Origin of the sequence: Rhizobium sp. YTUHZ044 (assembly GCF_051123975.1) — a bacterium.
Classification (GTDB): domain Bacteria; phylum Pseudomonadota; class Alphaproteobacteria; order Rhizobiales; family Rhizobiaceae; genus Rhizobium.
Window position 1 is genome coordinate 279,543 of the sequence record NZ_CP101426.1, and the last position, 16,347, is coordinate 295,889.

The window sequence follows — 16,347 nt, forward strand, 5'->3', positions numbered from 1 at the left end:
GGACTGCCAACGGGGGATGGATCGGCTTGGAGCGGGAGAGCTTTCAGAACACCCGAAGCATGCGGATGTCGCGGTTTGCGGCAAGGAAATCGAGGCTGGCGATGGCGGCAAGTACGCCCATTGCGATCAAGCAGGAACCCAATCCGAGAACAATCATTGCTCTGTCCTTGTCGACGTCATGTCTTGGTTGTCGACCGGCCTATAACACGGAGCTTGCGTGTGCCTTGTAGCAGCCGTGCAACTCCGTGGAAGTATTTCCTGCGAACTGCCTTGAATTGCTCCAAAAGCCTGCGCCTGGAACGGCGTATTAACCTTCGGGCAAGGAATTAACCATAAACATTGGGTTACACGTCGGAATGGGAAGATGTGCTCGTTCCCAGCAGGCATGACGCCGTACCGCCGTACCGGGTCGATCCGGTATCCATCTCTTCAGACAGCTTCGAAACATAGCTGATCAGGGGCTTTTACCTGCCGGTCGTCGCCGGTGGTGAAGACCGGCTCCGCGCTTGCGTTCATCGAATGCTGCAAAAGTTTTTGCCGGGCATTCGCCTGGAAAGTGGGTCGGGGACAGGCGTTGAGGCAGGACATGCCATCAGATCAGGCTCGTGGAGCGCAGGCAGGCAGCTTGCGCGACCGCCTGCGTTTTGCCGGTCTCGATGCCGATCAGTGCGAACTGGTGCGCCGTAACCGACCGGCCCTCGAAGCGCATCTGAAAGCGGGCCTGCGCGATCTCTTCCACAGGTTCCAGTCCTATCCCGACGCCGCTCGCAATTTCGAGAGCGACCGACAGGTCGATCGTCTGCATGATCTGCAGTCCTCGCATTGGGACCTGCTGACGGATGCGCGCTTCGACAGCCTCTATGCCGAGCGTGTCAAGGTCCTCGCCGACACCGAAAGCAAGATGGGCCTCGAGCCGCGCTGGCACGTGGCCGGCCATGGCGTCATGCTGGAACACGTCCTTTCCGGCCTCGCCGAAGAGATCGCCGGCCGGCCCCTGCTGCCCTCGGCCAGGCGCCGCACCCGCGAAATTTCCGATCTGATGACGGCGATCATCCGCATCGTCATGGTCGATGTGGAAATTGCCGTTTCGCTTCGCTTCAATGCGCTGCGAGCCGCCCAGAGCCGCGCGCTCGCCGATCAGCGCGCCGGAAGTGAAGCGGAGATTGGGCGGATCTTCGGTGAGGTTATCGAGGGCCTCGCCGCCCGCGACCTGACGCGGCGCGCGCCTGTCGAGGCCGACGGCGCCTATGCCGGCATCGCCGCCGCCCTGAACGGCGCCTTGGATGGCCTGCAGGCAGAATTCGCCGCCATGACCGAACGCGCTGATAAGGCCGAGACGGCGACCGCTTCGCTTGCCGCTCAGTCGCGGCAGTTCGCCGGCACTGCGTCCGGCCAGGCAGGCCGGCTGCAGCTTTCCGCCGCTGCCCTTGCCGGCATTGCCGGAAGCGTGCGCGACGGCGCCGCCGACAGCCGCGCCGCCGAACAGGCGGCCGCCTCGACGCGCGCTGCGGTCGAACAAAGCGGCGAGGTCGTCGGCCGCGCCATCAGCGCCATGGCCGACATCGAGCAGTCGGCCGAGAAGATCGGCCAGATCATCGGCGCGATCGACGAGATCGCTTTTCAGACCAATCTGCTGGCGCTGAACGCCGGCATCGAGGCGGCCCGCGCTGGCGATTCCGGCCGCGGCTTTGCCGTCGTTGCCCAGGAAGTCCGCGCGCTTGCCCAGCGCTCGGCCGACGCCGCCCGCGAGATCAAGACCCTGGTAACGACGACCAAGGCGCAGGTCGACGCCGGCGTGCAGATGGTCGGACGTACCCAGGATTCGATCGGCAGCATCGTGCGGCAGGTCACCGACATCAACGCCGCCATATCCGGCATCGCCACCAGGACCGGCGAGCATGCCGCAAGCCTCGACGGCGTGGCGGCCGACGTCAAGGGTCTCGGCGCAGAGGTGGCGGACAATGCCGGTTTGGCCGAATGCTCCGCCGAAGGCGCCGACCACCTCCATACCGTCATTCTCGAGCTCGGCCAGACGATTCGCGAATTCCGCATCGCCCGGGAAAATGCGCACACCGGGCGTGCAGCATCGGTCCGCGCGGCGCCGTCGCGCGCGATCGAAGCGGCTGCCCGTCCTGCGGTCGAAGACGAATACGAAAATGATGATTTTGGCCTTCCGCAATCGCTCGTAAGCGTCGGAGGTGGGCGGAATGTTTACTAACCTATCGGATGATCGCCGCAGCTCATCTTTTCGGGCCGGGGACAAAGGGACAAGGACAAGCTGATGGTAGCAAAGAAGAGTGGCAAGACGCTGAATTTGACAGCGGTGCTCGATCTCAACGAGGCTTCCGCCTTGCGTGACAAGCTCCTTTCTCTCAGGGGCAGCGGTCTTTCAATTGACGCATCGGGCGTCGAGCGGATCGGGGCTCTTTGCGCTCAGGTCCTGATGTCCGCCGAGAAGACCTGGGAGCAGGACAAGCAGCCATTCACCTTCTCCAAGGTGTCCGACGCATTTCACAAAACCATGCAGCTGGTTGGCGTCAATATTGACCACCTGCTTGCCAAGGAGATTCGGCAATGAAGAAAAAAGTGCTTACCGTGGATGATTCCCGCACCATCCGAAACATGCTGCTCGTGACGCTGAACAATGCCGGTTTCGAGACGATCCAGGCGGAAGACGGCGTCGAGGGCCTTGAGGTGCTCGAAGAATCCAATCCTGACGTGATCGTGACCGACATCAATATGCCGCGCCTCGATGGCTTCGGCTTCATCGAAGGTGTGCGCCGCAACGAAAAATATCGGGCGATCCCGATCCTGGTCCTGACCACCGAGAGCGATGCGGAAAAGAAGAACCGCGCCCGCCAGGCCGGCGCCACCGGATGGATCGTCAAGCCTTTCGACCCGGCCAAGCTGATCGATGCAATTGAGCGCGTAACCGCTTAAACCCAGGATTTGCTCCTATGGATATGAACGAAATCAAAGAGATCTTTTTCCAGGAGTGCGAGGAACAGCTCGCCGAGCTGGAATCCGGTCTGCTGAAAATGAACGATGGCGATCGCGATCCGGAAACCGTCAATGCGGTGTTCCGTGCCGTGCATTCGATCAAGGGGGGTGCCGGCGCCTTCGGCCTTGATGATCTGGTTGCCTTCGCCCATGTTTTCGAGACCACTCTCGATTGCGTTCGTTCCAACAAGCTCGAGCCGACCCAGGACGTCCTGAAGGTGATGCTGAAGTCGGCCGATGTGCTCGCCGACCTGACCAATGCTGCACGCGACGGCGGCAGTGTCGATGAAAGCCGCAGCCGCGGCCTCGTCAAGGAGCTCGAGGCGCTGGCCAACGGCGAGCTGCCGTCTCCTTCGGCCGAAGCGCCTGCGCCCAAGGCCGCCGCAAAGGCGTCTCCGGCCGCTCCGGCGCCGGCCCCCAAGCCGACCGACGACAGCGGCTTCCAGCCCGTCCCCTTTTCCTTCGACGATTTCGCCGACGAGGACGGCGCAGAGACCGGCCTGCCGGCCTACGAGATCACCTTCAAGCCGCGCCACGAACTCTATTCGAAGGGTAACGACGCCACCCTGCTGCTGCGCGACCTTTCGCGCCTCGGCGAAATGACGATCTACTGCAATACGGATGAGCTGCCGGGTCTCGAAGAGCTCGATCCGGAGGCTGCCTATTTCTTCTGGAACGTCACGCTCAAGACCGACAAGGGCGAGGATGCAATCCGCGCCGTCTTCGAATTCGCCGAGTGGGATTGCGAGCTGACGGTGAAGCCGGTTGAGGAGACCAGTGGCGCCGCTTCGAGCAACGAGGAACTGCCGATGGTGCCGGTTCCCTTCGACCTCTCGATCCTGGACGAGACCGACGCAACGGAGAGCGTTTCCGCTGCACGGTCCGAAGACACGGCCGCTGCCGTTGCCGCCGCCGAAACCGCTTCCAACGTCACGCAGATGGCGGCAGCCGCCGCTCGCGTCGAGAAGAAGGAATCGGCCGCCGCGGCCGCCGCGGCCAATGCCGCCGCCCAGAACAATGCCGCTGGCGCCGGCCAGACAATCCGCGTCGATCTCGACCGCGTCGACCGTCTCATCAACCTCGTCGGCGAACTGGTCATCAACCAGGCGATGCTGTCGCAGAGCGTCATCGAGAACGACACAACAGGCACGTCCTCGATCAACATGGGTCTCGAGGAGCTGCAGCAGCTCACCCGCGAGATCCAGGACTCGGTCATGGCGATCCGCGCGCAGCCGGTCAAGCCGGTCTTCCAGCGCATGTCGCGTATCGTCCGCGAAATCGCCGATATGACCGGCAAGTCGATTCGCCTCATTACCGAAGGTGAAAATACCGAAGTCGACAAGACGGTTATCGACAAGCTGGCCGAGCCGCTGACCCACATGATCCGTAATGCCGTCGACCACGGCATCGAAACCCCGGAAAAACGCGCAGCCGCCGGCAAGAACACCGAAGGCACGGTTCGCCTCACCGCCAAGCACCGCTCAGGCCGCATCCTGATCGAGCTTGCCGACGACGGCGCCGGCATCAACCGCGAGAAGGTCCGCCAGAAAGCGATCGACAACGATCTCATCCCCGCCGACGCCAACCTGTCGGATGAGGAAATCGATAACCTGATCTTCCTGCCGGGCTTCTCGACGGCCGACAAGATCTCCGACATATCGGGCCGCGGCGTCGGCATGGACGTCGTCAAGCGCTCGATCCAGGCGCTCGGCGGCCGCATCAACATCACCTCCAAGCCGGGCCACGGCTCGGTTTTCACCATGAGCCTGCCGCTGACGCTTGCCGTTCTCGACGGCATGGTAGTCACCGTCGCCGGCCAGACGCTGGTCGTGCCGCTGACCGCGATCGTCGAAACCCTGCAACCGGAAGCGTCCGCAATCCACTCCTTCGGCGCGAACCACCGGCTGATCTCGATCCGCAACTCGTTCTGCCCATTGGTCGATGTCGGTCGCATCCTGAACTTCCGCGCGACCCAGGCCAACCCCGTCGAGGGCGTGGCGCTGCTGGTGGAATCGGAAGGCGGCGGCCAGCGCGCCCTGATGGTCGATGCCATCCAGGGTCAGCGCCAGGTGGTTATCAAGAGCCTGGAGGCCAACTACACCCATGTGCCCGGCATCGCCGCCGCCACCATCCTTGGCGACGGCCGCGTGGCGCTCATCCTCGATGTCGACGCGGTTGTCGGCGCCTCGCGCGGCCAGTCGCTCAAAGCGGAAATGTCGTTAGCAGCGGTAGGGTAAGGAATGTCGTACGCTGTAAAAAGTCTGAACCAGGGGGATCGCGAGCTGATCGCGTTCCGCATCGGAGATCAGGAATTTTGCGTGAATATCATGTCGGTTCGCGAAATCCGGGGCTGGACCCCCGCGACCGCGATGCCGCACTCGCCTGCCTATATGCTGGGGGTCATCAACCTGCGCGGCGCGGTGCTGCCGATCATCGATCTTGCCGCCCGGCTCGGCATGAAGCCGGCCGATCCCACAGCCCGTCATGTCATCATCGTCGCCCAGGTCCGTCGCAAGGTCGTCGGCCTCCTGGTCGACGCCGTCTCCGACATTCTGACCGTCACCGACGAGATCATTCAGCCGACGCCCGAAATCTCCTCCGACCTCGAGCGCCAATTTGCCCGGGGCATTCTCGCCATCGACAAGCGCATGATCTGCCTGATCGAACTTGAAGCCCTCTTTTCCGAGACCGAAAGCGAAGCCGCATGAGTGCAATGGGTGCAAAAGATCAGAGGCAGGGAGCCGATGAGGTGCTGGCGAGCGGAGAATATCCGCTGACGCGCCGCGACCTTACGGAAATCGCCGCCATGATCTACTCGGATGCCGGCATCTTCCTCAACGAGACGAAGGCCTCGCTCGTTTATTCGCGTCTGTCGAAACATATCCGCAATCTTGGTCTGTCCGGCTTCCGGGAATATTGCGAACTCGTCGCTTCGCCGGCGGGGGCTGCGGCGCGCCGCGAAATGCTCTCGCATCTGACGACCAATTTCACTCGCTTCTTCCGCGAAAACCATCATTTCGAGCATCTGCGCGATCATGTTCTGCCGGAGCTTCTGCAGCGGGCGAGATCGGGCGGCAGGGTGCGCATCTGGTCGGCTGCTTCCTCCGACGGGCAGGAGCCCTATTCGATCGCGCTGACCGTGCTGTCGCTGATGCCGAACGTCGCCGATTACGACTTCAAGATCCTGGCCACTGACATCGATCCGAAAATCCTCGCCATCGCCCGGGCCGGCGCCTACGACGAGAGCGCGCTCGAAACCGTTTCACCCGCCATGCGCAAGCAATGGTTCAGCGAAGTCGAGGTGCAGGGCCGGCGCAAGTTCCAGGTCGACGACCGCGTCAAGCGGCTGATCACCTACAATGAGCTGAACCTGATGGCGCAATGGCCGTTCAAGGGCAAGTTCGACGTCATCTTCTGCCGCAACGTCGTCATCTATTTCGACGAGCCGACGCAGATAAAGATCTGGCAGCGTTTTGCCGGCCTGCTGCCGGAAGGCGGCCATCTCTATATCGGCCATTCCGAGCGCGTCTCCGGTGAGGCGAAGCACGTCTTCGACAATATCGGCATCACGACCTATCGCTACACGACCAAGGGTCTCGGGAGGAAGGCATGAGCGCTCCGGCCAGAGTTCTCGTTGTTGATGACTCGCCGACCATGCGGGGTTTGATTACCGCGGTGCTGAGCTCCGACCCGGAAGTGAGCGTCATCGGCCAGGCCGGCGACGCGCTGGAAGCGCGGGAGGCAATCAAGCGGCTGAATCCCGACGTCGTGACGCTCGACATCGAGATGCCGAACATGAACGGCCTCGATTTCCTTGAAAAGATCATGACCCTGCGGCCGATGCCGGTGATCATGGTCTCGACGATGACGCATCGCGGTGCCGAAGCGACGCTTGCGGCGCTTGAGATCGGTGCCTTCGATTGCGTCGGCAAGCCAGGTCCCGGCGAACCCAGGCCCTTCGGCGATCTCGCCGAGAAGGTCAAGGCGGCCGCGCGCACGCAGCGTCAGTTCTCCCAACCGACCGCCGCCGTCGCGCCCCCGCCCTCCGTCGCCGATTTTCGCGTCGGCCGCAAGATCGTCGCGATCGGCTCGTCGACCGGCGGCGTCGAGGCGCTGATCGCCGTGCTGCAGAAATTCCCGGCAAACTGCCCACCGACCGTCATCACTCAGCATATGCCGCCGACTTTCACCAAGAGCTTCGCCGAGCGGCTGAACCGTCTCTGCGCGCCGGTGGTGCAGGAAGCGACCGACGGCGCCCGTCTCGAGATCGGCAAGATCTATCTGGCGCCGGGCGGCGAACGTCATCTTCAGGTCAGCGGCGGCTCCGCGCCGTGCTGCCGTCTCGTCGACCGGGCGCCCGTCAACGGTCACCGCCCGTCCGTGGACGTGCTCTTTGATTCGGTCGCGGAACTCGCAGGCCGCAATGCCGTCGGCGTGATTCTGACCGGAATGGGCCGCGATGGCGCCGCCGGATTGTTGAAAATGCGCCACGCGGGCGCCAGAACGCTCGGCCAGAACGAAAAAACCTGCGTCGTTTACGGAATGCCAAGGGTTGCTCACGAACTTGGCGCCGTCGAGCAGCAGCTGCCACTGACTGCCATCGGTGAAGAAATATTGAAATTGACAGCCGCCCGAAAGGAAGGGACCGAATAAATGTCGATCGCGGAGAAAATCAAAGTTCTGATCGTCGATGATCAGGTAACGAGCCGGTTGCTGCTCAGCGACGCGCTGACCCAGCTCGGCTTCAAGCAGATCACATCCGCAGGCGACGGCGAGCAGGGCATGAAGATCATGACCGAGCAGCCGCACCACCTGGTGATCTCTGATTTCAACATGCCGAAGATGGATGGCATCGGCTTCCTTCAGGCCGTGCGCACCAACCCGAACACCAAGAAGGCGGCCTTCATCATCCTCACCGCCCAGGGCGATCGCGCGCTGGTGCAGAAAGCGGCCCAGCTCGGTGCCAACAACGTGCTCGCCAAGCCATTCACGATCGAGAAGATGAAAGCTGCTATCGAAGCCGTGTTTGGAGCTCTGAAATGATCATTGAGGGGGCAGCCCGCCGCGTGCACATCATTCAAGGCGAGTACAAGGTTCTGAGCGATCCGAATGCGGTTCTCTCGACCATTCTCGGCTCGTGCGTGGCTGCGTGCCTCAGAGATCCGGTCGCCGGTGTCGGCGGCATGAACCACTTTCTGTTGCCCGGCTCGGCGACGTCGCCGACATCAGGCGGCGATGCCACACGCTACGGCGTGCATCTGATGGAATTGCTGATCAACGGTCTCCTGAAGCAGGGCGCCCGGCGCGACCGGCTGGAGGCAAAGATCTTCGGCGGCGCCAAGACGATCTCGACTTTCTCCAACGTCGGTGAGCAGAATGCGGCCTTCGCCATGCAGTTCCTGAGGGATGAAGGCATTCCGGTGGTCGGCTCCTCCACAGGCGGAGAGCATGGGCGCAAGCTCGAATATTGGCCGGTCTCCGGTCGGGCCCGGCAATACCCTTTGACCGGCGCCGAAACGCAGAGAACCGTCGCTCTCGAGCAGCGTCCCGCCGCTCCGCAGAAGCCCGCCGAAACCAGCATCGAATTTTTTTGATGGCGAGGATTTTGATATGACATTTACTCCGGTGATGGAGCCGCCCGCGCCTGTCGAAGCGCTGAGCGACATCCTGATGCGCATCGTTTCGGAACTGCACGATGTGGCTTACCTGATCGAGCGCATCGAGCCGCAGCTTCTCGACCTCGGTGGCGCTGAAATTCTGAACTCGCCTGACGCCATGAAGGTCATGCAGGGCATCGACCTGGCCGTGCAGAAGTCACGCGGCCTTGCCGAATTCATCGACACCATCACCGGCGAAATCCCGCTCGGCTGGACGGTCGACGTCGCCACCGCGCTCAGCCTCGTCAAGCTGGCGGAGATGCAGAAGGCGCTGGGCGGCTCCACGCGCCACGGTCATTCGCAGCCGCTGAGCAAGGCCGCCGGCGACTTCGACTTCTTCTGAAGCGAACGGTTTTTCAACTCCGCTTCTCGCGCCTCGGGTCCTTTTCAAGCATGTCGTTCTCGCAAACTCGCCGCGCGACATGCTTCAACCTTTCGCTCTCGCGCGCTCCTCACGAAACGCTCGCACAAGTTTCGCCTATTATTCGTCGGATGAGGCAATAAGCCTGCTTTGTCTTTGACGGATCGTGCGAGAACAGAATGAATCTGTTAAATCAATTAGTTCAGATTTTTAAGAACTTTGGCGCCCTGGGCCGGACACGCCTGATGATTCTGGGAGGCGTCGGCGCCGTTTCCATCGCAATCATCCTTGCGGCCGCCCTTTTCGTCAACAAACCGGCACAAGAAACGCTCTATGTCGGTCTCGACGCTCCCGATCTCAACCAGATCAGCATGGCGCTTGCCGAAGCCAACATCAATTTCCAGGTCGGCACGGACGGCTCCAGCATCACCGTTCCGGCTGGTATGACGGGCAAGGCCCGCCTGATGCTTGCCGAGCGCGGCCTGCCAAACAGCGCCAATGCCGGCTATGAACTCTTCGACAATGTCGGCTCGCTTGGGCTGACCTCCTTCATGCAGGAGGTGACGCGGGTTCGAGCGCTGGAAGGCGAAATCGCACGCACCATCCAATCGATCTCGGGCATAACGGCCGCGCGCGTCCATATCGTCATGCCCGAGGTTGGAAACTTCCGGAAGGCGGAGCAGAAACCGACCGCCTCCGTGATGATTCGCGCCAGCGCCGCCACCGGGCGCGGCGCGGCGACCTCGATCCGTCACCTCGTCGCCTCGGCCGTGCCGGGGCTTGATGTCGATGACGTCACGATTCTTGATTCTGCCGGCCAGCTTCTCGCGTCCGGCGACGAGGCGAGCAACAGCTCGCTGAACCGCTCGCTCAACATCGTCCAGAACGTTCAGCAGGAAGTCGAATCCAACATCGACAAGGCGCTGGCGCCCTTCCTCGGCATGGACAACTTCCGCTCCAGCGTCACCGCCGACCTCAACACCGATGCTCAGCAGATTCAGGAAACGGTCTACGATCCCGAATCCAAGGTCGAACGCTCCGTTCGCTCGACGAAGGAAGCCCAGCAGTCGCAGCAGAGGCAGTCCGACAACGCAACGACTGTCGAACAGAACATTCCCCAGGCGGCCCCCGATGCCGGCGGCGCAAGCGGTCCGGAATCACAGGACAAGTCGGACAAGCGCGAAGAGCAGACCAACTACGAAATCAACAGCAAGACGACGGCGACGACCCGCAACAGCTATCAGGTCGAGAAGCTTTCGATCGCCGTCGTTGTCAACAAGGGCCGCATCGCCAAGATGGTCGGCGAGCCCGTCGATCAGGCCAAGATCGACGCCTATCTCGCCGAAATGCAGAAGATTGTCGCTTCGGCAGCCGGCATCGACGCCAAGCGTGGCGATGTCGTCACCGTCACGGCGATGGACTTCCTCGAGAACCAGCTGCTGGAAGACGCCACCGGCGGTGTCCGCGTCATGGATATGCTGAGCCGCAACCTTGCCGGCATCATCAACTCGCTCGCCTTCGTGGCGGTCGCCTTCGTGGTGGTCTGGATGGGTCTGCGGCCGCTGGTACGCAGCGTCAGCGGTAACGGCGCGAGCTCGGTGCTTGGCGACGCCACGCCAGAAGCGGCCGGTCTCGAACTTCCGGACTTCGCGCCGGCGGCCGGCGCTCCTGGAGGCGCTCTCATGGACGGCTTCGGCTCCGATTTCGGCTTCGACAGCACCGAGGATCTGCTCAGCCTCGGCGACGACGACGGCAACTTCAACCGCCGCGTCAAGGAGGGCCCGGAACGCAAGCTTGCCCGCATGGTGGAGATCAACGAGGAGCGCGCCGCCAAAATTCTCAGGAAGTGGGCGATCGACGACGCAGCATAAGAAAGAGGCCGGGCAACCGGCCCTTTTCATGTCTGTATCAGGCTTTTCACTGCCGGAGCAGGATTGTTATCGGTCCTCCGCGGGGGAGCCGACAGCTCCCCGGTTTGTATTCGGCTCCAGCTGTCGAACGGGAATAGAAACGGCCGCGTGAAGGATTTGAATAATACTGTTGAAGATCACTCGCGTAAAACGCGAATGAAGTTGCGGTACAGCCAGAATCATCTTAGCCTTCCCAGTATTCTGAGGGGCGCAAGTCGTCCTCGAATCACGGCATGAGCGACAGCGAAAGTAAATCCCTAGAAGTCGGAGATGGTGATTTACACCGGCTGGCTTACCCTTAGGTGATTCGAAATGGGATTCGAGCGGGGCTTGAATTGAATCCTTCACAAAAAAATCGCTGTTGCACCGAGTTTGATCGTTCCTCAGCCGCAGGAAATTGCCAATGGATATGACGATATTTCAGGCGAGCAAAGGCGAGAGGCAAATGGCGAATTTCGCGAGCGTGGTGGCGCCGGCTCTCTTGCCGCGCGACGAGCTGATTCGGCGCCTGCACGGTGTCGCCGACACTGGGAGGTTGCAGTCCGGTCTGCGCGCGCTGACGGACTATGTGGGTGCGTCGCACTATCTTCTGGCGCGCTGTGATCTCATCCAGGAAAGCGGTCTCGATTTCATCGTTTCGTCGGACTGGCCGTTCGATCTGGTTAAGGATATCGCCAACGATCTGGTCAGCACCTATGCCCGTTCGACCGAGCTGGAAAAATGCATGCAGGTTTTCCAGCCGAACTTCGCTCTTCTGCCCGATGACGCCGATGTGCCTGATGGCGCCAGCCGCCAATATTGCTCATTGACCTTCAATGTCGGCCGCTCGCGGCTCGCCTTGATGTTCCTGTTCGGCGAAGGCTTCATCCTGTCGCCGGAGCGCCTGCGGGATGTGGGACTGCTTGCCGGCTACGTCGCGAGCTTCCTTCGCTGCGGGGGCGCAAAGGTCGACCGCGATTTCGAACTGACCGACCGCGAGCTGGAATGCCTGTTCTGGATCGCCGAGGGCAAGACCAGCGATGAGATCGCGATGATTCTCGGAATATCCCGCAATACCATCAACAATTACATCACCAGCGTGATGCGCAAGACGGCGACCAAGACCCGGTCGGAGGCCATTGCCTTCGCGGTCCGCAACAATCTCGTATAGGGGAATCCATGGCACATCCATCAAGCAGGGCGATGAACGGCGCCGATCCGCTGCGCGTGGTGCGGGTGAACAGGATTTCCAGCCGTTCGGATCTTTTTCCGCGGCTGGTCGCGATGCAGAAGCTCGCCGACGCTCAAGGCTTCGCGATCTACCGTGTCAGCGGCTCGGGATTGCCGGCAAAGCAGCGCCTAGTCTGTGAGCTCGAGAACTGGGGGCCTTCGAATACCGGTTTTGCCAAGGCCTTCACGGATGCTTATGGCGATATTCTTCTTGACCATATCGAAAAGTCGCTGCTGCCGCTTTCATGGGCCGGCGCTCACGACCGAGCGGCCCCCGGTCCGGCGGATTTCGCGCCCTTCATGACACGCCTGAAGGATGGAATTCTGCCTTTCTCCGGCCTTGCCTTCCCGGTGCGGCTCGGCGCCCTCGGCAACGGCTTCATCCTTTTCACCGGCGATGATATCGATCCTCCAAGCGACACGATCGTCGAGCTGCACGGCCGCTGCTGCCACGTGATGATGGATCTGCTCTCTCTCGACGAACGCCGCTCGGCCGCCGCCGAAGCGCTGAGCGAACGCGAAATCGCCTGTCTCCAGCTCGCCGGCGATGGCCGTATCAGCGAAGAGATCGCCGAAAAACTCGGCCTGTCCGTGCACACGGTCAATGCCTATCTCGGCTCGGCGACCATCAAGCTCGATTCCGTCAACCGCATCCAGGCGATCGCCAAGGCGATCCGGCTCGGCTACATCAGCTGAACCGGTTCCTGCCGCCTTCATGAAAGGCGGCGCGAAAGCGAGGCTGGATTGTCCTGGGGGCAAATCAGCTGGCGAGCGCGCGCGGCGGTTTCACGCTGTAGCGAGACTGCTGAAGGCTCTTTTCCAGAAAGGTAGTGTTCTCGTCGGGGTCGGAGGAGGGGTCCTCGAAGGCGATGTGGTTGATTTCGATGCCGGCATGATTGTCGGCAAGGGTGAGCTGGGCGTAGACGGTGACGCCCCGCGGCTTGATTTCCAAGTCAAGAACGACTTCGGGCTTGCCGCCCCATTCCAGCGTATAGTTTCCACCGAGGCCGAAATTGACCGTGCCCGGATGAAAGAAAAGCTCCGCCGCCGAAGCGACGAGATCGGCCAGATTGCCGTAATACTCGAAGCGCAGCAGTGAAATGAGGTCAGAGGCATCCAGAAGGCGCAGTTCGGTGGCGACGGGGCTGATCGCGTCTGCGAGGATCTTTTCACGCTGGGCAGAGTGAGGGCATTTTTTCATTCGGCTTATCTTACCCGTTTGTTCTTGGCGTCTGCGGCGTAGACCCTGTGTATGAGCTCCGCAACGGCCTTATAGAAGACTGACGGTATGACACTATCGATCGAGACTTGCGCAAACATGGAGCGCGCGAGCGGCGGATCCTCGAACACCGGGATGCCGTTCTGCTCGGCGATCTCTCTGATTTTGAGTGCAATCAGGTCCTGGCCCTTTGCCAGAACCACAGGCGCGTCGTTCTCTTCACGCGCATAGCGCAGCGCTACGGCATAGTGCGTCGGGTTAGCGATGACAAGCGTGGCGCGGTGCACGTTGGCGATCATGCGGCGGCGCGCGCGGTCGCGCATCAGCGAGCGCTGCCGGCTTTTGACAAAGGGGTCGCCCTGCGCCTGCTTGTTTTCTTCCTTCACCTCGTGGCGCGTCATCTTGAGCTCGGTGAACCAGTGATGGCGCGTCCAGAAAAGATCGGCGATCGCCACGATCGCGGTGGCGATCAGCATGACGATGATGATCTTGCGCATCGCCGTCATCATCCGCACGAGGATTGTCTGCGGATCGGAGAACATGGCGTCGATTGAGCTGAAATATTCGCTCCTGAGCACAAAAAACAGGACGACCCCGACGACGACGACCTTGAACAGCGACTTTCCGAACTCGACGAGGCCGGGCAGGCTGAAGAGCCGTGACCAGCCCTTGACCGGAGAGATGCGTGAGGCCTGAGGCCTGATGCGTTCGAGCACAGGCGTCGGCAGGTTCTGGAAGATCGAGGAGGCGATGCCGAAGACCATGAACAGGATGAGGGCGGGTGCCAGCAGCGCCGCGCTCGCCCAGCCGAGCCGGACGAAGAGCGCCAGAATGTCCGGTCCCGTCTCGATTTTCCATTGGTCGGGCTGCTCGAAAATGTCGCGCAGCGTTTCGCCCATGCGGCCGACGCTATCGGGAAGGAAGAACACCAGATAAATGAAAGTGGCGAGGATGGTCGCGAAGATCGACAGCTCGCGCGAAAACGGCACATTGCCTTTCTCCGCGGCGTCGGCTTGCTTTTTCGCGGTCGGGGCTTCTGTTTTGCTGTCCTTGTCATCATCGGCCAAGTCGCGGCCCTCCGTCAAAGAAACAGGCCGCAGCGAATGCATGCCACCCCGAACAGGGCAGCGATTCTGGGATGACGAGATGCGTCAAAACAAAAACCCAAGGCGCGTCGCAGGAGCCATGTGCTCTGCGACACGCCATAGAGTGCGGCCGATCGATGAAAGGTAGTCGCCCGCGGCGCGGCGATCAACAGCGGCCTGCTTGCCGGCCGGATTTGTCAACAGTCTCAGAGGGTCAGGCAGCGGCCGAGGCCTCGCCTTCCTTCTCCTTGAGCTCGATCTGGCCTGAGTTGGCCAGGCGAATCGCTTCCTGTGCCACGGCGCGGCGCGCAATGGCGATCTCACGCGGATTGACGCCGCCCATGCCGCTCTGCAGATCCGATTCGATCATGCGGCGCTGGCGCGGACTGATGGCGGACAGAACCGATTCGCGGATCTCGGCCGGCGAGCCGCGCAAGGAGACGGTGAGCACGTCGGTCGAAATATCGTTGAGCAGCAGGACGCGGCTGCGCTGCGGCATGTACATGAGGTCCTCGAAGAGGAAGATCTTCGGCCGAACCTTGTTGACCGCCTCGCGGCTGATCGATTCGAGCGAGGTGAGCAGCGTGTCGACCTGCGGCTTGTCGAGCTCGTTCATGAGATCGGCGACCTTCGTCGAGCCGGCAGCGTTGCGCTCTGCCTCGATTTCGGCAAGCAGCGTCATCACCTGGTTCTCGATGATCTGCGCCGCCTTCGGGCTGACGGCCTTCATATTGACCGTCCGGTTCATGATGTCGGCGCGGCGGTTGTCGGGAAGCTGCAGCAGCACCTTGGCGCCGAAGGAGGAGGGCATCATCGAAAGGATGTAGGCGACGGTTTGCGGATGTTCACGCAGCAGGAACTGTGCGACGAATGCCGGCTCGGCTTCGCTGAGGCGATCCCAGATCGAGGTCTCGTAGGCCTGGAATGCCGTGCGGCGGCCGAGCAGGCTGTCCACCTCGTCGGGGGTCAGGCCTTCTTCTAGAATGGCCTCGATCGCTTTGGCATTGTCCATCAGTCCAGCGCCCTCGGTGAAGAGGTCCTCGAACTCGGAGACGAGCGACAGGAGCTCGTCCGGCGGAATGGCGCGCAGTGACTGGGCCGATGCGATAATGGTCTGCAGCTCGGCCTGAGTGAAATATTTCAACAGCCGGCCGGCGACACCCTTTCCCATGGCGAGAAGGACCGCCGCCGCCTTTTCAGCCTGGGTCAACGGTTTCCCGGCTAGCGCGCCGCCGAAATCGTCAAAGTCCATCATGGTCTAACCTCTCCGTCCCCACAGGGATCAGGCTTTTTTCGTACTCAAAACTTCTATCAGCTTCACGCCGAACCGGGTGTCGTCGTTATCAAGAACCGTAATCTCGCCGCGTGCAATCCTGCGGCCGTTCACCATGATCTCAACGGGTTCGCCGATTTTCTTGTCGAGGGCGATCGTCGCTCCTTCATTAAGATTCATCAGACTGGAGACCTGCATCCGGCTGGTGCCGAGCATGATCTGGACATCGATCGGAATGTCCATGATCAGCTCGAAATTCGAGGTCAGCGCGCTGCCGAGCGGCGCCGATGACGCCTCGAACGAAGAGCTGCCGCCGAAATCCATGCCTGCAGCCGGGCTGGCATTGCCGGCGCCGAAATCGCCGCCGAAATCATCGCCGCCGAAAGGGGAATCCGAAATCTCGCCGCCGAAGGCGGTCAGATCCGTTCCTGCCGCGAAGCCATCATTCTCCAGTTCGGCGCCAAACTGCGACAGGTCGCTATCGGCATCCTTCTTCAGCACGCCGCGCAGATCGTCGATCGCTTGGTCGAGATCGGCCTCGCTGCCCGGCATATCCAGGGAGAGGTCACTGTTCTGCTGTGTTTTCTTCGTTGCCATGAAATCACTATTCCAGTTGAAACTTGCCTCAAACTG

General features: G+C 61.6%; 17 protein-coding genes. 13 read left to right on the forward strand and 4 right to left on the reverse strand.

The window, feature by feature from the left end; translation table 11 throughout:
• Positions 1-586: 586 nt before the first annotated feature.
• The 13 genes from NL154_RS01365 (at position 587) to visR (ending at position 12,833) form a co-directional block, all read left to right on the forward strand.
• Positions 587-2,218 (forward strand): globin-coupled sensor protein, encoded by a 1,632-nt coding sequence (locus tag NL154_RS01365; RefSeq protein WP_210629224.1) that lies wholly within the window; start codon positions 587-589, stop codon positions 2,216-2,218.
• A 63-nt stretch (positions 2,219-2,281) separates the two neighbouring features.
• The gene (locus NL154_RS01370) at positions 2,282-2,578 is read left to right on the forward strand and encodes an STAS domain-containing protein (protein ID WP_210629223.1); all 297 of its coding nucleotides are present in this window, start codon (positions 2,282-2,284) and stop codon (positions 2,576-2,578) included.
• Complete coding sequence (cheY1, locus tag NL154_RS01375; RefSeq protein ID WP_003570362.1) at positions 2,575-2,940, forward strand: chemotaxis response regulator CheY1; 366 nt, start codon at positions 2,575-2,577, stop codon at positions 2,938-2,940. Before NL154_RS01370 ends, cheY1 begins: the two co-directional genes overlap by 4 nt.
• Positions 2,941-2,957: 17 nt before the next feature.
• Positions 2,958-5,237, forward strand: a complete 2,280-nt coding sequence (locus tag NL154_RS01380; protein WP_221153991.1) for a chemotaxis protein CheA — start codon at positions 2,958-2,960, stop codon at positions 5,235-5,237.
• Positions 5,238-5,240: 3 nt separating this feature from the next.
• On the forward strand, positions 5,241-5,708 hold the full coding sequence (locus NL154_RS01385; RefSeq protein WP_011424005.1) for a chemotaxis protein CheW: 468 nt from the start codon (positions 5,241-5,243) through the stop codon (positions 5,706-5,708).
• Positions 5,705-6,613, forward strand: coding sequence for a protein-glutamate O-methyltransferase CheR (cheR, locus tag NL154_RS01390; RefSeq protein WP_434733459.1), 909 nt, complete (start codon positions 5,705-5,707; stop codon positions 6,611-6,613). The genes NL154_RS01385 and cheR overlap by 4 nt, the downstream gene beginning before the upstream one ends.
• On the forward strand, positions 6,610-7,653 hold the full coding sequence (gene cheB, locus NL154_RS01395; protein ID WP_210629221.1) for a protein-glutamate methylesterase/protein-glutamine glutaminase: 1,044 nt from the start codon (positions 6,610-6,612) through the stop codon (positions 7,651-7,653). The genes cheR and cheB overlap by 4 nt, the downstream gene beginning before the upstream one ends.
• Positions 7,654-8,043 carry a response regulator gene (locus NL154_RS01400; RefSeq protein WP_004672258.1) on the forward strand — a complete coding sequence of 130 codons (390 nt, stop codon included), beginning with the start codon at positions 7,654-7,656 and terminating at the stop codon, positions 8,041-8,043.
• The gene (cheD, locus tag NL154_RS01405) at positions 8,040-8,594 is read left to right on the forward strand and encodes a chemoreceptor glutamine deamidase CheD (protein ID WP_210629220.1); all 555 of its coding nucleotides are present in this window, start codon (positions 8,040-8,042) and stop codon (positions 8,592-8,594) included. Before NL154_RS01400 ends, cheD begins: the two co-directional genes overlap by 4 nt.
• 16 nt (positions 8,595-8,610) lie before the next feature.
• Positions 8,611-9,000 carry a chemotaxis protein CheT gene (cheT, locus tag NL154_RS01410; protein ID WP_088395213.1) on the forward strand — a complete coding sequence of 130 codons (390 nt, stop codon included), beginning with the start codon at positions 8,611-8,613 and terminating at the stop codon, positions 8,998-9,000.
• Positions 9,001-9,197: 197 nt separating this feature from the next.
• The gene (gene fliF, locus NL154_RS01415) at positions 9,198-10,889 is read left to right on the forward strand and encodes a flagellar basal-body MS-ring/collar protein FliF (protein ID WP_221122741.1); all 1,692 of its coding nucleotides are present in this window, start codon (positions 9,198-9,200) and stop codon (positions 10,887-10,889) included.
• A gap of 442 nt (positions 10,890-11,331) precedes the next feature.
• Entirely contained in the window at positions 11,332-12,078 is a 747-nt protein-coding gene (gene visN, locus NL154_RS01420; protein ID WP_210629218.1) for a transcriptional regulator VisN, read from the forward strand.
• Positions 12,079-12,086: 8 nt separating this feature from the next.
• A complete protein-coding gene (visR, locus tag NL154_RS01425) occupies positions 12,087-12,833 on the forward strand; it encodes a transcriptional regulator VisR (protein WP_210629217.1) in 747 nt (248 codons plus the stop codon).
• 64 nt (positions 12,834-12,897) lie between these two features.
• Here visR and NL154_RS01430 read toward each other — a convergent pair whose 3' ends face one another.
• The 4 genes from NL154_RS01430 to fliN all read right to left on the reverse strand — a co-directional run bounded on the left by NL154_RS01430 (position 12,898) and on the right by fliN (position 16,311).
• Positions 12,898-13,338 (reverse strand): hypothetical protein, encoded by a 441-nt coding sequence (locus NL154_RS01430; protein WP_210629216.1) that lies wholly within the window; start codon positions 13,336-13,338, stop codon positions 12,898-12,900.
• 5 nt (positions 13,339-13,343) lie between these two features.
• Entirely contained in the window at positions 13,344-14,423 is a 1,080-nt protein-coding gene (gene flhB, locus NL154_RS01435) for a flagellar biosynthesis protein FlhB (protein ID WP_434733460.1), read from the reverse strand.
• Positions 14,424-14,655: 232 nt separating this feature from the next.
• Positions 14,656-15,696: a flagellar motor switch protein FliG gene (gene fliG / locus NL154_RS01440; RefSeq protein ID WP_210629214.1), complete on the reverse strand. Its 1,041-nt coding sequence runs from the start codon at positions 15,694-15,696 to the stop codon at positions 14,656-14,658.
• Between the two features lie 27 nt (positions 15,697-15,723).
• The gene (gene fliN / locus NL154_RS01445; RefSeq protein WP_210629213.1) at positions 15,724-16,311 is read right to left on the reverse strand and encodes a flagellar motor switch protein FliN; all 588 of its coding nucleotides are present in this window, start codon (positions 16,309-16,311) and stop codon (positions 15,724-15,726) included.
• Between the last annotated feature and the right edge of the window lie 36 nt (positions 16,312-16,347).